The 15,472-nt window shown below is 62.2% G+C and carries 11 protein-coding genes; 6 read left to right on the forward strand and 5 right to left on the reverse strand.

Annotated elements, in window-relative coordinates; genetic code table 11:
• Positions 1–31: 31 nt before the first annotated feature.
• From ACAty_RS05455 to ACAty_RS05465, 3 genes are all read right to left on the reverse strand, one after another.
• A complete protein-coding gene (locus ACAty_RS05455) occupies positions 32–1,243 on the reverse strand; it encodes a lytic murein transglycosylase (protein WP_004871683.1) in 1,212 nt (403 codons plus the stop codon).
• Positions 1,227–1,862 carry a C40 family peptidase gene (locus ACAty_RS05460; RefSeq protein WP_004871685.1) on the reverse strand — a complete coding sequence of 212 codons (636 nt, stop codon included), beginning with the start codon at positions 1,860–1,862 and terminating at the stop codon, positions 1,227–1,229. The genes ACAty_RS05455 and ACAty_RS05460 overlap by 17 nt, the downstream gene beginning before the upstream one ends.
• Before the next feature lie 121 nt (positions 1,863–1,983).
• Entirely contained in the window at positions 1,984–2,733 is a 750-nt protein-coding gene (locus tag ACAty_RS05465; protein ID WP_004871689.1) for a sulfite exporter TauE/SafE family protein, read from the reverse strand.
• A gap of 109 nt (positions 2,734–2,842) precedes the next feature.
• Between ACAty_RS05465 and ACAty_RS05470 the strand changes: the two genes are divergently transcribed.
• Entirely contained in the window at positions 2,843–3,715 is an 873-nt protein-coding gene (locus tag ACAty_RS05470; protein ID WP_226047567.1) for a pirin family protein, read from the forward strand.
• Between the two features lie 123 nt (positions 3,716–3,838).
• Here ACAty_RS05470 and ACAty_RS05475 read toward each other — a convergent pair whose 3' ends face one another.
• A complete protein-coding gene (locus tag ACAty_RS05475; protein WP_014002833.1) occupies positions 3,839–4,894 on the reverse strand; it encodes an IS5 family transposase in 1,056 nt (351 codons plus the stop codon).
• A gap of 170 nt (positions 4,895–5,064) precedes the next feature.
• Here ACAty_RS05475 and ppk2 point away from each other — a divergent pair, with 170 nt between their 5' ends.
• Positions 5,065–6,282 carry a polyphosphate kinase 2 gene (gene ppk2 / locus ACAty_RS05480; RefSeq protein ID WP_004871697.1) on the forward strand — a complete coding sequence of 406 codons (1,218 nt, stop codon included), beginning with the start codon at positions 5,065–5,067 and terminating at the stop codon, positions 6,280–6,282.
• Here ppk2 and ACAty_RS05485 read toward each other — a convergent pair.
• Positions 6,170–7,423: an NAD-dependent epimerase/dehydratase family protein gene (locus ACAty_RS05485; protein WP_004871700.1), complete on the reverse strand. Its 1,254-nt coding sequence runs from the start codon at positions 7,421–7,423 to the stop codon at positions 6,170–6,172. The genes ppk2 and ACAty_RS05485 overlap by 113 nt on opposite strands.
• Before the next feature lie 222 nt (positions 7,424–7,645).
• On the opposite strand from ACAty_RS05485, the gene ACAty_RS05490 reads away from it, so the two are divergent.
• From ACAty_RS05490 to ACAty_RS05505, 4 genes are all read left to right on the forward strand, one after another.
• Positions 7,646–9,949, forward strand: coding sequence for a TonB-dependent receptor (locus tag ACAty_RS05490; protein ID WP_004871702.1), 2,304 nt, complete (start codon positions 7,646–7,648; stop codon positions 9,947–9,949).
• A gap of 109 nt (positions 9,950–10,058) precedes the next feature.
• A complete protein-coding gene (locus ACAty_RS05495; RefSeq protein ID WP_038471740.1) occupies positions 10,059–12,980 on the forward strand; it encodes a bifunctional YncE family protein/alkaline phosphatase family protein in 2,922 nt (973 codons plus the stop codon).
• A gap of 108 nt (positions 12,981–13,088) precedes the next feature.
• Positions 13,089–13,988 carry an IS1595 family transposase gene (locus ACAty_RS05500; RefSeq protein ID WP_014002140.1) on the forward strand — a complete coding sequence of 300 codons (900 nt, stop codon included), beginning with the start codon at positions 13,089–13,091 and terminating at the stop codon, positions 13,986–13,988.
• Positions 13,989–14,101: 113 nt separating this feature from the next.
• Positions 14,102–15,472, forward strand: coding sequence for an MFS transporter (locus ACAty_RS05505; protein ID WP_004871708.1), 1,371 nt, complete (start codon positions 14,102–14,104; stop codon positions 15,470–15,472).

Raw genomic sequence — 15,472 nt, forward strand, 5'->3', positions numbered from 1 at the left:
CTACACACTGTAGCACAGCCGGCGTCCCTTCTCAGCCGCGAATGCGCCCCAGGGCCTCGGCGTAGGCCCAGACCGTCGCCGAGTAATACACACTCGGATTGTAGCCCATGATGGCGTAGAAATTGGGATAGGCCAGATAGTAGTGCGGCCCGGTACGACCTTCGAGGCGCAAAAGACCCACCCGGGTGTCCGCCGGAAGCAGCGCGTGGCCGCGTTCCGGATACACGCCCAGGCGAGCCAGCTGGGCCAGGGTGTAGTCCGGTCGTGTCGAGGTTTCCGGCGCGCTTCCCCGGGAAATCAGCGCCGGAACCAGCACCGGTTGCCCCGGCTGCCAGCCGTGGGCGCGGAAAAAGTTAGCGGTGGAGGCCAGCACATCCGGCACGGATTGCCAGAGATTGGGCAAACCCTCTCCGGGAGGGTCATTCCAGACGACGCCATACTTCAGATAGCTGCTGGCCAGAAATTGCGACATACCCATGGCCCCGGCGGGCGACCCGCGCAGCGCGCTCACGGGACGGCCCAGTTTTTCAGCGAGTTTCAGGGTCTCTGCGGTCTGCGCCAGAAAGAAGGCACGGCGGGGCTTCAGGGCCAGGCTGAGACTGAGATTGGCATCCAGCACCGGAAAATTGCCCATGAAGGATCCAAATCCGGTCTCGATGTTGAGGATGCCCAGGAGAATGGGCGGTGGAACCCCGTATTTTTCCGCTACGTCCTCCAGAATACGGCGGTGCTCGCGCCAAAAGCGCACGCCGCTGTCGAGGCGTTGCGCGCTCAGGAAGCGTTCGCGGTAGCGCCACCAGGGCAGCGGCGCTTGGGGAACGCTGCTGGGCGGTGGCGGGCTCATCAAACTCACGGCCCGCGAGTCATAGTGAGCGCTCTGCAGGGCCGGAATGACCAGCGCGGCCGGCAGACCGTAATGCTGTTGGAGGATGCAGGCAAAGCTGCGCAGGTCGTCCTGATAGCGCTCGGGAAAGCCCGGGAAGCGCAGATCCGCCGGACAGTAGGCCGATGCCGGCGCGAGCTCTGCGGCGCTGGACTGGGCAGTGTCGTGGGCGGGTGCAGCGGGCACAGCCGCGGTCGCTACCGATGCCGCGATTGGTGCCGCCGGTGCGCTGGAGTTGACCTGTGTTGCACATCCCGACAGGGTCAGGATACCGGCCAGAACGCCAGCGGACATCCACCGACGCCAGGAATCGTGGCCAGCGGCGCTGCCGCCGCGGGGGTCTTCAGCGGTTGAGTACATGGCTATCCCGGGCGGTCATGGCCAGCAACTCCGGTGGCATGGGCCGGCGCACGCCGTCCAGACGACTGGACCAGTAGGGATTACGCAGGCTCTGAACGGTGATGCCAGCGCGCGGATTGAGGGCGCTGACAAACTGGTCCCCGCCGATATAGATACCTACGTGGGAGTAGGGGCGCCCAAGGGTGTTGAAGAACAGCAGATCGCCCTTTTGGATGTGGGACAGGGGGACCGCCGGCAGGGCCGCCGCCTGGGCTGCTGCCGTACGCGGCACCTGCACCCCGGCCTGGCCCAGGACGTACTGGATGAGTCCGCTGCAATCGAAGCCACCAGCGCGACTCTCGCCTCCCCAGACATAGGGTTTGCCAATCTGGGCGATGGCGTTGACCAGAACGGTATCCAGCACCGTCGCCTCGCGGTGACTTTCCTGGATGTCCGGCCGGTAAGCGTAGCCTCTGCTGGACAGCGTATTCGTATACCCGCCCGAGGAAACGGCGCTGCCGGAAAGGTCCGTGGCGCAGCCTCCCAGCAGAAGCCCGGCGCTGGTCAATAGCGCCAACGATACACCGATACGAAAATCCGGCCGTCTCCAGTCCGGCCGTGCTGCGGTCTGTGATACCATGGGCACTCTGCTCCAGTTTCTCCCTCGGGTGGATTTTTAGAGCAAAAAACCCAATAAGGCAAGAGCTTAACCCGAGACACTTCATCCATCGACTTAAATCACCGATCTGCCGCGGGTCGATTCAGAAAAACCACAGGCGGACGCCCATGGCGAGGATCACCACCGTCACCACGATCTTGATCCACATCTCGCCGTGCCGACCCAGGGTCAATCCGCTGGAGAAGTGCGCGCCAAGGATGGCGCCGGCGCCGACGCAGCCGCCCAGTAGCCAGTCCACTTGGCCAAGCCACAGGAACACGAGCAGAGAGGGAAGGGTATAGGTAGCGATGATGAAGGTCTTGTGCGCGTTGATCTTCGGCAAAGGCAGGTCGAGAAAGGCGCGCAGGACGAAAATGAAGAGAAAACCGATGCCCGCCTGAATGAATCCTCCGTAGAAGCCCAGCAGCAACATGGCCGGGTAGATGCCCCGCGGGTGGTTCTGCGGCAAGCTGTGCAGCCGGCGTGCCAGATCCGGCGGCAGGTAGAGGGTGACGGCGCTGAAAGCCAGCACCACGACCAGGATCTTCTGGAACAGGGCCCCGCCCAGATGGATGCTGGACCAGGCGCCGAGGATGGCTCCCGGCAAGGTCCACAGCGCGAGTTTGGCGCCAACGCGCGGTTCCACCAGGTCTTTTCGCAGAAAGCGGCGACTGGCCAAGGCGTTTTCCGCCAGGATACCGATGCGATTGCTGGCATTGGCGACCCCCGGGCTCAGCCCTGCAAAGATCAGGAGGGGCAGGGTGAGCGCCGAGCCGGCACCAGCGAGGACGTTGACAAAACCCGCCACGAGGCCGCCGCCAAAGAGCAGAGGGTATATCCACCAGTCGTGCATCGGTCTGCGTTTTTTGCCGCTAAAACCCCGAGTGTAGACGGCCCGCTGGACTTGTCCAAAATCCTGGGCTGTCCTAGCATGGAACGACGAGCTTTGCGGGGTGGATACCATGGAAGGGAATGCGCACACGGCCGTTGGATCGCAGGGGGTCGGGCGCCCTATAGAATCCCTGCACCCCGGTCGGGTGACCAAGGACGGTGCCGGTGTGGTTCTGACGCGCCTTTTGGAGTCTGGCTTGCAGCGCCGGCTCGATCCTTTCCTGATGCTCGACCTTTTCGGCAGCGATGTGCCCGAGGACTATCTCGCGGGTTTCCCCACCCACCCCCACCGGGGCTTCGAGACCATTACCTATATGCTGACGGGGCGCATGCGCCACGCGGACAGTGCCGGTCACAGTGGGGTCATCGAAAGTGGCGGCATGCAGTGGATGACGGCGGGTCGCGGCATCCTGCACTCCGAGATGCCGGAGCAGGAAAGCGGGCGGATGGCGGGTCTGCAACTCTGGCTGAATCTGCCCGCGCGGGACAAGGACACCCCGCCCTGGTACCGGGACTTCCGGGCCGAGGAGCTACCCCGCTGGCGGGAACCCGGCGGGGCCTATGACGTGGTGGTGTTGGCGGGCCGCTATCGTCACCTGCAAGGTCCCGTCGCCCGTCCCACGACGGACCCTTACCTTCTGGACCTGCGCTGGCAGGATGCAGCGGATATTTTCGTGGAACTTCCGACTACCCACGTGGCCTTCGCGGTTCCCTACCAGGGCACGGTGTCGGCGCAGGGGAAGGTGATACCGACGGCGCACCTAGGGATTTTCGCGGACGATCCCGAAAATCGCGGCGTCCTGCTGAGCGGCGAGGCCGGTAGCGCTGCCTTGATGGTTGCCGGTCAGCCGCTGCGCGAACCCATCGTCCAATATGGCCCCTTCGTGCTCAACAGTGACGAGGCGATTCGCGAGACCCTAAGAGGATGCGGAAAAAATCCGTAGAAACGCCGAGGCGCTATCCGATTTGGTCAAAAATTGCGGAATAGGCAGCCCTATCAGGCCTGTTTTGCCCGCTGTTGCAGTCTTTTTTGGGGCCATTTTCGGATTCCAGACGCAGTACTCCCATCAGGCCACCCCCAATCGCACCATGCGGACCAGGTTGTAGGCGACAGTGACCAAGGAAAAGTGCAGACCGACCCGTTCCAAGCCACGGAATCGGGTTTTCCGCATCCCTCCCACCGTCTTCATCCAGCCGAAGATGGATTCTATCCGCCGCCGGACGTGGATGCTCATGGCATAGCCCCAGTGGCGAGTAGTCCGGGCATCGATGGCCGAGCCTTTCCGCTTGCGGGCTACATGAGGGGTCACATTCCGATCCCGGAGATTCTGGACGAAGCCGTGGCGGTCATAGCCCTTGTCGGCACCGAGGGTGATGCGCTGGTTCCCGCCCAGATCGTCCACGAGTTGGACGGCGGCGTCGACTTCCGCCGTGCCGTCGGCGGTGGTGACCTGCTCTCCGGCAATGAGCCCGTGGCGATTGTCCATGAGCACATGCCCAAGATAGGCCAAGCGGGAAGCTTCGCCGGGCGCCTTTTTGTAGAGCCGGGCATCGGGGTCGGTCACCGAGGCGTGCGTCTCGTTACTGCGCGTCTGGCCGCGGAAATCGGAACCATCGCCCTCACGGTCCTCAGGATCTTTCGGCCGGAAAGACTTCTGCGAAGCCCAAGCTTCCAGCAGGGTGCCATCGACGGAGAAATGCTCTTCGGAGAGCAGATTCTGGCCGCGGGCCTGTTCCAGTACGGATCGGAAGAATTCCCGCACCGTCCCGTGATCCAGCAATCGATCCCGATTCTTGCTGAAGACCGTGGGCACCCAGACGTCGTCGTCCATTCCCAAACCGACAAACCAACGGAACAGCAGGTTGTAGTTGAGTTGCTCTATCAGCTGCCGTTCCGAGCGGATGCTGTAAAACACCTGCAGCAGTAGCGCCCGCAGGAGAAACTCCGGTGGAATGGAGGGGCGACCGTAGGTCGAGTACATCGTGCTGAAGTGGCTATCCATCTCCGCCAGGGAGCGATCCACGATAGCCCGGATCGCTCTCAGCGGATGGTCTTGGGGCACCCGTTGCTCCGGGGAAACGTAGCTGAACAACCCTTGGGTCTCTACCTTCGCTCCACGCATCTTTCCAACCCCCGCTGTACCATTTCGCCCAGTATACCACCGACTTTTTCATCACCGTCCTAAGGCTCTATCGCAGCGGCGATTTTCCGCCGGCGGAATTATAGCTCGGCAGGTGTCACAAAACGGTCACAATGTTGCGCTAGACTAGGGATTTTGCCCCGGAGAGCAGCATGCAGCGCAATCGTCCCGATGAACTTTCCAGCAACCCCCAAGAGCTGCTGAACGCGGAGATGCCGTCCTCAGGTCCGGAAGCGCCTCGGCCCATGAACGCGGGGGATCTGCCGCCGGACCTCGATGCCGAGGGCATCGGCGAGTTTGTCATTGCCGACGCCGTGGAGATGGCGCAGGAGCACCAGACGGCGGTTCTGGCCGACCAATTACGGCGCGCGGGAGCAACCCGGATCGATGCCGATACCCTGGCCCAGGCCGCTCAGGCCGCCGCCTCGGACCTCAGTGCCGACGACCTGGAGTATGCCGAGCGGCGCCTGCGTGAGCCCGAGGACCGCGTCGACGATACCCTGAATCCCGGTTGGCGGCACGGTCAGTATCCCTACCGGTACCGCATGACACGCCGCCAATACGAGCGCCAGAAATATGGCCTGCAAGTGGAATTGCTCAAGCTTCAGGCCTGGGTCAAGCAGACGGGACAGCGGGTGATCGTGGTTTTCGAGGGTCGCGACGCCGCCGGCAAGGGTGGCACCATCAAGCGCTTCATGGAGCACCTCAATCCCCGTGGGGCGCGGGTCGTGGCCCTGGAAAAACCCTCGGAAAAAGAGCGCGGACAATGGTACTTCCAGCGTTATGTGGAGCAATTGCCCACCGCCGGTGAAATGGTATTCTTCGACCGCTCCTGGTACAACCGGGCCGGCGTGGAAAGGGTCATGGGTTTCTGCAGCGAATTGGAATATCAGGAATTCATGCGCCAAGCTCCGGAATTCGAGCGCCACCTCGTCTATAGCGGTATCTTTCTCATCAAATTCTGGTTTTCCGTGACCCGTGAAGAGCAGAGGCGCCGCTTTGAGGAGCGTAAGCGGCATCCTTTGAAGCAGTGGAAATTATCGCCCATGGATCTGGCCTCCATGGATCGCTGGGACGCCTACACCCAGGCCAAGGAGACCATGTTTTTCCACACCGATACGGCCTATGCTCCCTGGACGGTGGTCAAGTCCGACGACAAGAAGCGGGCGCGCCTGAATGCCATGCGGCATCTGCTCCAGACCTTACCCTACGACGACAAGGACGTCGTCGCCATCGGTGAGGTCGACCCGCTCATCGTCAGTCGTGCTGCCGTTCGCTATGGACAGGTGCACCCACAGGATCTGAATCCCTTTCAGGTGGGCACGACGCCGTCTGCGGACGCCAGCGCGAGCGCGCTGGAATCTTCGTGAGATCGCAGCGATGACGGTAGCGGGCAGCGACTTCGGACACCTCCGCCAGTAGCCCGGCGGATAGGGTGATGGGTGCCAGCCCAAGGTTCTGCAGGCCCTGATTTTCCACCTTCAGTTCGTTCTCGTCCTGTTCCTTGCGCGGATTGTCCACAAAGTCGATGGGTGCGCCCGTGAGTTCGTGGATCAACCGGGCAAGATCGCGGATGCGGTGGGTTTCCGTGGTCTGGTTGAAAACGCGCACGCGCTCACCCGGTGCCGGCGGGTGGGCGATGGCCAGTTCGATGCAGCGCACCGTATCGCGGATGTGGATGAAGGCACGCGTCTGCCCACCGGTGCCGTGCACCGTCAGGGGGTGGCCCACCGCCGCCTGCATGACGAAGCGATTGAGCACGGTGCCAAAATCGCCGTCGTAATCGAAGCGGTTGATGAGCCGTTCGTCGCAGCAGGTTTCGGGTGTTTCCGTGCCCCAGACGATTCCCTGGTGCAGGTCGGTGATGCGCAAGCCGTCGTTTTTGTTGTAGTAGTAGAAAAAGAGCTGATCCTGGGTCTTGGTCATGTGGTAGATGGAGCCCGGATCCGGCGGATACAGAATCTCGGTCTCGACGCTGTCGTTACCATCGGGCGAGAGCAGCCGGATCTTCTGATAGCCCTCGGGTAACTTGAAGCGCGAGGTCTTGTACCCATAGACGCCCATGGTGCCCAGGTGTACCAGATGGCAATCCGTCTCCAGACCCACCTCCACCATGGCACAGAGGACGTTGTGGGTGGCGTTCAGATTGTTGTCCACGGTGTAGAGTTTGTGGCGCGGCGACTTCATGGAGTAGGGCGCCGAGCGCTGCTCCGCAAAGTGGACGATGGCCTCGGGTCGCCATTGGGCCAGCAGATCGCGCAACTGCCCATAGTCGTGGGCGATGTCCAGGGCAGTGAAGGCGATCTCCCGCCCACTGTGCTCCTGCCAGGCCTTGAGTCGCTCGCTGAGGGGCCGAATGGGGGTAAGGGACTGCACCCCCAGTTCCTCATCCTGCCGCCGGCGAACCAGGTTATCGACGATGTGGACCTCATGGCCCTGGGCCGAAAGGTGCAGGCTGGTGGGCCAGCCACAGAAGCCATCCCCACCCAGAATCAAAACCCGTTTACTCAAGATCACTCTCCTCGAACCCTTGGCTCGGCGCGAGCCCAAGGGCCAAAGATAGAACGTTTTGCCGGCCAAAACCATGCGTGCGGGCGCCGGACCATAGCCCTCGGACGATTGCCAGCGAGCCGATGTCCGCTGCAAATATCATAAGTTTGTCATAAAACCTTCATCATAATGTCACAATAAGCTGCTAGGCTTTCCTCATTCTCTCCACAGGAAGCCAGCCCCATGAAGCATCCCACAGCTCTGCGTTGTCTGTCTTCGGCGGTCCTTGCCAGCCTTTGGCTGGTGCCGGCGAGTATCCTCGCCGCCACCGCCGCTAGTGACGGTGGAATCGATATCGGTGAAGTGAGTTCCTCTACCAACGCCGCGGGTACGGCGGCGGCCCGGGCCAAGGCTCTGCGCGAATCGCCGGAAAACCAGGTCCAGATTACCCATCAGCAGATCCGCGACCTGGTCCAACCCGGTGGCAGCATCGTCACGGCCCTCAGCGCGGCTCCGGGAGTGCAGGTGAAGGGTTACGGTTCAGGCAACGGTGCTTCCCGCTATCAGATTCGCATCAACGGTATTCAGGTAGGCTTTGCTCTGGCGCCCGGTAATCCAGAGAAGAACGGTCTCTCGGTACTCTTCGATGGCGTTCCCATGAACAACCCGCTGGCGCAGTACGACGGCTGGGAGAGTTCGGAAACGCCCATCTCCTCCATTTTTGCCAATATTCACGTGACCCAGGGGCCGGGCAATCCCGATCACCGTTGGTACGACAGCATGGGCGGCACCATCAACCTCATCCCGGTGGAGCCGACGGCAAAGGCTGGCGCCAGTCTCGATCTCGGTGGCGGCAGTTTCGCTACCTATTCGGCATCGACCATGCTGCAGACGGGATCCATCAATGGCTGGCGCAGTGAACTGGGCGGTGGCTACACCCGCAGCGCCGGCTTTCGCACCGGACCCTACCACGCCCCCAATCAGGCCGAGGCCTTCTTTGCCAAGACCATCAAGGACTTCCATGGTGGCCATTTCAGCGCCGGCTTTTTCTTCAGCCACACCCAGGAATTTCGGCCCCTCTACATCCCCGCAAGTCCCATCCCGGGAGTAACCACAGGGGGATACGGACAACCCGGCGAGTTGCTCAGTCAGGGAACGACGGGTTATTACTACACCGTCCCCACCAGTCAGTACTTCAAGAACGACACCGCCCACATGTACCTCGTGTATGCGCGGCTCATGGTGCACCTGGCGCAGCGCCTCAGCGTCGACAATACCCTCTACTTCCGCAGCGGCTATCGCCACCATTACCGGGTGAACGATTATTTTCCGCACACCGTGAATACCGAAGACTTTACCGGCACCACCCGCACCATTGGCGATCGTCTGGCCTTTCACTGGAATCTGCCCATGAATTCCGTGCGTTTTGGCGGGTACTATCAGCACAGCCGCTACGAGAGCCTCTATTACGGCTACAATCCCGCGGTCCTCGCCAGCAGTGCCAGCAAGCCTCTGTTTGCAGCGGATTATTACGATTACTGGGATGGTGCGACCGCGTTCCTGCAGGACGATTTTCATCCCATCTCAGCCCTGCATATCACCCCGGGTCTGCAGCTAATCAACTACCACGTCCAGTTTGTGAACAATTCCGAGGCCGCCATTCCACCCGGTTCCACCCCGGTGACCTATAAGGCCGGGAACAACGACAACAGCTACACCAAGCTCGCGCCCAGCCTCGGCATCAATTACCGTATCCTGCCGGGTTTGCACGCCTTTGCCATCTGGGCCAAGAATTTCCAGACGGCGCCTGCCGCCGCCTACGGCAATTACCAGCAAGCCACGGTGGAGGTGCCCAAATCGCCCACGGACATCAACAGCTATATCGGTGGACTCAAGTGGCACATGGGTGCCTGGCAGGCGCAACTGAGCGGCTTTCACCAGCATTTGGGCAATGCCGTCATTGCCACCTTTCTGCCCTCGGATCTCATCAGCAAGTTGGATCGGGTCAGCGCCATCTACAACGGTGTCAATCTGCTCCTACAGTATGGCAAGGGCCTCGGCTTTTTCGCAGGCACTCGGGATACCATCCAGCATGCCTACTACCCGAGCTATCTACCGGCTGGTGGCAGCCCCGTGATCGACGCGCGCATGCCTGGAACGCCGACGCTGATCCTGGGTTTTGACGCAGGCTACCGCTGGTATGCCGCCAATACCCGCTTTGCGGTGCGCCTGAGCGATCAGTACGCCTCTTCCGTGACGACCTTCAACAACAACACCAATCTGCCGGACCCGACGCGCCTGCCCGGATCAGCCTACAACATCGTCAATCTCGGTCTGTCTGCCGATACCCTGGCTTTTGATTCCATGATCCCGGGGCTGAAGAGGGTGGGGGTGAGCCTGATGATCGATAACCTCCTCAACCGCAAGTACAACAGTCAGGGCTATATCACCAGTGGTGGCGAGTATGGGCCCAACAGTCAAGGCGCCATTCTGGTCATTCCCGGTGCGCCACGCGCAGTCTACGCCTCCTTCTCCGCCAGTTTTTAAGGATTGTACGGTAGTTCTCCTCCTCAAGAGCCTTGCGTCCCCAGGGACGCGTTTTTTCTGAGCACAGGACGGGCCTGTGCTCAGAAAAATCGAACACGAGGAACTAAGAATGAAGGCTTGGACAAAAGGCGGACATTGGATGTACCGGCGGCCCTTTTCGCGCCGTCCCGCGGCGCTCCTTGCGGGTGTGGTGGCAATCTTGACCACGGCAACGCCCATGGCCTTTGCCGACCCTGCCCTGGTGGCTCAACCGATGCAGATAACGGCGGCCAATCGGAGCGAGTTTACCGGCATTCTGCCCACCTGGCGGCGGGTAACCCCCGTGGGTACCGTGGTGAGCACCCCCAATTTCCCCACGCAGGTGGCCGTGGCGGGTGACCGCATCGGGGTGCTGGCCAACGGTGCGACGCCCTTTCAGACCATCACCTGGTTTGATCCCCATCTTCAGCGCTTGGCCCGCTTTGCTGCCCTGAGCAAGCCGGTGCCGCCCAAGCCCGTGGCCTTCGCAACGCCGGGCGGCACGGCCATCGCCATCGACCCCGAGCACACCGGTGCGGCGGGGACGGCCTACGCCACGGCGCAAACGGCGTCGGTGTTGCAGAAAGAGGCCGAGGATAGCCTCAAGGCGGAATCCAATCCCCAGGCGGTGGCCACGACCACCCTGGGCAAGGCCGATCTCTTCCAGGGCCTCGTCGCTGGTCCCGATGGGCGCTGGTATGCCACGGGTGGCGCCGCCGACGCCGTCTATGCGCTGCAGGTGCATGCGGGCAAGGTCACCGTCCTGCGCAGTTATCCGTTGCACTGGCAGAGCTTTCCCAAGAGTCAGTATCCCTACGTCTATCAGGGCAATCACCGCCAGAAGCCGTGGCTGTTCTATCCCGATTCCGTGGTGCTCGGGCCGCACGACAAGCATCTCTACGTGACCGGCATGCTCGCCAATAGCCTTGCCCGTATCGATCTCGTCAGTGGCAAGACCGATTACCTCAATGTCGGCCCCTATCCCTTTGCCGTGGTCCTGGCGGATCAGGGAAAGCGGCTTGTGATCAGCGACTGGGCCGGCGACGGGGTGACGGTGGTGGATCGGCAGGGCTTTCGGGTGCTCGGTCGGGTGCGCACGGCGCCACCCCTTGGGCCGCACAGTCGCGCCGCCGGTGCCCACCCCACGGCCATGGTGGCAGCGGCCGATGGCCCCGATGTCTGGGTAGCCGATGCCAACAGCGATGCCGTCGTCGAGATCGACAGCGAAACCCTGAAGCCCGTGCGGGTGCTGGCGGACAGTCCCTATCCCGACGCCCCACCCGGCAGTTATCCCGATGCCCTGGCCCTTTCCGACGGCAAGCTCTTCGTTGCCAATGCCGGCAACGACGACGTGGCGGTCTTCGCCGCCAAGTCGGGCAAGCTTGAAGGCCTTATTCCCACCGCCTGGTACCCCACGGCTTTGGCCGTTCACGGCCATTACCTGTACATCACCGCCGGCAAGGGCTTTGGCACCGGACCCAACCTGCAGTGGCAGTACATCGGCAACATGATGCATGGGCTCCTGCAGCGCGTGGATCTGGACGAACTGCCCGAAAAGCTTGGGCATTGGACCGACCTGGCCCTCGCCGACGACGGTTTCAGTGCAGCGCAGCGGCAGGCCCTGGCGGAGCAGAATGCCAAGACGACGGATTTCCTGCGTCGCCACATCCACTATGTGGTCTTCATCCTGCGGGAGAACAAGACCTTCGACGAAGACTTCGGCGACTATCGGGCGGCGGGCTCCTGGGCCGATCCGCACTTCGACCTGTACGGGCCCAAGGAACTGCCGAATCTGTACCATTGGGCGGCGCACAACGTGCTGTTCGCCAACTTCATGGCCGATGGTGAGGTCACGGCCCAGGGACATCAGTGGACGGACGGCGCGTCGGACTCCGATGTCGTGCAGCGTCTGTGGCCAGAGTACTACTCCAGCCGCGGCCTGCTCTGGAATGCCGGTCCCGGGGGGTCCTCCAGCCTCAGTCCCGGCGCCCCCGGCAGTCACGACCCCTACCAATACAACCGCCGGTCGTTGGGGCATTACACCAATCCCTGGATGAGCTATCCCGAGCGCCTCTACCTCTTCAACGATCTTCTCGCGCACGGCGTCTCCTTTGAAGACTTCGGTGAGAATCTGAGCCGCAGTCGCGATGGCGTCATCCGCAAGGCCCTTTTGGCGCACGTCGACGCCACCTATCCCGGCTGGGACCGGATGCTACTGGACGGGACGCGGGTAAAAGCGGCCATCCGCTGGCTGCGCGCCCATTCCGGCAAGCGCTTTCCCCATTTCATCTTCATCTGGATTCCCGACGATCACACGGCGGGCCTGGCGCCCTGTTACTACAGCCCCGACTACTACGTGGCCGACAACGACCACGCCACGGCCCAGTTGCTCCACTATCTGGCTAGCACGCCTCAGTGGCGACACATGGCCGTCTTCCTGACCGAAGACGATGCCCAGTCGGGCGCGGATCACATCGATGCCCACCGTACCTTTGCCTTGGCCATGGGGCCCTGGGTCAAGGGCGGGGATCTGGACACCGCACCCCTCTCCCAGGTGAACATCGTCCGCACCATCGAAGCCACCTTCGGCCTGCCGCCCATGTCCCAGTGGGATGCCAATGCAGAGGTCATCTCCGGCATCTGGCGCGATCGTCCGCGCAAGGACCCCATGCCGGTACTGCCCATGCAGGTAGCCGTCCAGTTCAATGCCGGGAAATGCAGCCGGCAGTTGCTGCTGCGCCGTGAGGCGGGCGCCACCGGTAACCTTCCCACGGCGGCTTGGCTGAAGGCCCACACGGACCCCCACGGTGCCACGGTGGCCCTTGCCGCCAGCGCTAGCTACACGCCCACGAGTCTGCTCAGGGTGCCGGGACCGGAGCAGTTGCGCCAGGAGTGGATCGCGAGCAAAGGGCAGCGAAGCTATCGGGACTTCGAGGCCTATTTGCGCCAGTATGCCGCCGCCCACGGTACCACGGTAGCGAGCTTCGAGGCCAATGAGGGGAAACTGCAGTGAGGCTCTGGAGCTTTGGCGGCGCCGATTGTCATCAAACTGCATGCCTCTGAATCATTCTCAGCAATCAAGCTCTAACTCTCTGTGAGGCATAGAGAAAGGAGGTCTGAGATGAAAGCTGAAGCGACGAACCTCTTGCAGTGGCAAGCGCGGTTTGGCACGGAAGAGGCCTGCTTGGAGGCGCTGAAACAAAAGCGCTGGCCCGAGGGGTTTCGATGTCCGAAATGCGGCCATGACCGCGGATACTGGATCGCCGGACGAAAACTCTTTCAGTGCGGGCACTGTCGCCATCAGACCTCGGTGACGGCCGGCACAATTTTTCATTCGTCCAATGTGCCCCTGGTGCAATGGTTCCTGGCCATCTATTTGATGGCGAGCGACAAGGGCGGATTGTCCGCCCTGCGGCTGTCGAAGCAGATTGGGGTCTCCTGGATCACGGCTCACCGGATGTTGCGCCGCATGCGCCGCGCCATGGGCGATCGCGACAGTCTGTATCGCTTGGAAGGGCTGGTAGAGTTGGACGATGCCTTTGTCGGTGGACGCCGGTCTGGGGGGAAGAGCGGTCGAGGGGCCGAAGGCAAAACACCGATCTTGGTTGCCGTGGAAAACCGGGGCAAGAAGGCGGGCTTTATTGCCATCGAGACGACGCCTTCGGTCTCTGCCGACCGGATTCGCGAATTCGCGCGGCGACGCTTGCGCCCCAAGCAACCTACCCGCACCGACGGCTTAATAGCGCTGCGAGTTCTCGGAGAGAGCCAAGAGCATGAGGGGCGCGTGACCAAACCGCATCAGGTGGACGAGTGGTTGCCGTGGGTACACATCGCCATTGGTAACCTCAAGGCCTTTCTTTTGGGCACATTCCATGGGGTATCCGGCAAATATCTGCAGGAATATCTGAACGAGTTTGTCTATCGCTTCAATCGCCGTTTCTGGGAGCCAGAACTGCCCCTGAGGTTGCTCAATGCCTGTATGGAACATATCCCGGTCCGGCTTGTTGCTGAGAAAGGTTAACAGGCATGTCAAACTGTCACAATGCGTCTTTATACTGGATGAGAAGACGACCGTCGCGTGCGCCGGAAGCTCGAGCGCGCCGCACGCAGCCATAGCAGAGGAGCCACTGCCGCATGAGTGCCGTATTCACCACCCTCGATGAGCAGTCCATCACCCGCCGGCACCGCCGCGTCCTTTGGGCCTCGGGCCTCGGGATCTTCCTCGATGGCTACGATCTCAGCATCATGGCCATCGCCCTCATCGTCCTCAAGGATCAGTGGCACCCCAGTTCTGCCGCCCTGGGCCTTTTGGGGACTGCGGCCCTGGTGGGTGCTCTGGTGGGGGGACTTCTGGGCGGCCCCATCGCCGATCGCTTTGGCCGCAAGACCATCTACCTCATCGATATCGCGGCTTTTTTCTTTGCGGCACTGCTCTCGGGTTTCGCCTGGGATATCGCTTCCCTGGTGGCCTTCCGCTTTTTACTGGGCCTTGGGGTGGGCGCCGATTATCCCCTGAGCTCCACCTATATGGCGGAGTTCATGCCCAAGGACCGCCGTGGGGCGGTGATGACCTGGATCTTTGGTTTATGGATGGGCGGAGCCGTGGTCTCGAGCCTCGTCGGCCTTGCCCTCCTGCACACGGGACCCGACGCCTGGCGCTGGATGTTGGCCTCGGGCGCGCTGCCCGCCATTCTGGTCTTGTGGATGCGGCGCAATCTGCCGGAATCGCCGCGCTGGTATCTGCGTCGCGGACGGGTAGCGGACGCCGAGCGGGTCGTGGCCTGGCTCGCTCCGCAACTCTCGGCAGCCGAGCGGCGCGCAGCTCTGGAGGAGACGGCCGCTGCCATGGAGGGGGCACGGCGCCACAGCTGGCTGGACCTCTTCGGTAAACGTTACCTCAAGCTGACCCTGTATGCCTGCATTCCCTGGTTCATGATGGACGTCATGGGGTACGCCTTAGCCATTTTCCTCCCCCTCATGCTCCTGCATCTGGGTCTCAAGACCAACGAACAGGCGGTGATCGGCAATACCCTGTTCAGTCTTGCCTTTGTCATCGGCTGGATTCCCTTGGCCCTGCTCATCGACCGGATCGGTCGCCGCCGCGCCCAGATCATCGGTTTTTTGGGTGACGCGCTGGGTCTTGGGCTCGTGGGGGTACTGCTGGTAGCCTTGGGTGAACCGCCTTTCTGGGCCGTGGCCACGGGTCTCTTGCTCTTTCAGATCAGCAATAGCTTTGGCCCCGGAACCACCACCTGGATCATCCCGACGGAGCTCTATCCGACGGAGCTGCGCGCCAGCGGCCACGGTTTCGCCACCGCCGTCAGCCGACTGGGCGCAGCCACCAGTGTGTTCCTGCTGCCCACCATCCAGGCGACCCTGGGCGAAGCGGGCTTGCTCTTCTTGCTGGCCGGCGCTGGCGGGGTTGGCGTCGTGACCACCCTCTGGCTCGGTAACGAGATGGCGCGCGAATCCCTGCCCGAAAGCCTGGCGCGCAAGGCGGCCTGA

This window comes from Acidithiobacillus caldus ATCC 51756, from assembly GCF_000175575.2.
In the GTDB taxonomy this organism is placed as follows: domain Bacteria; phylum Pseudomonadota; class Gammaproteobacteria; order Acidithiobacillales; family Acidithiobacillaceae; genus Acidithiobacillus_A; species Acidithiobacillus_A caldus.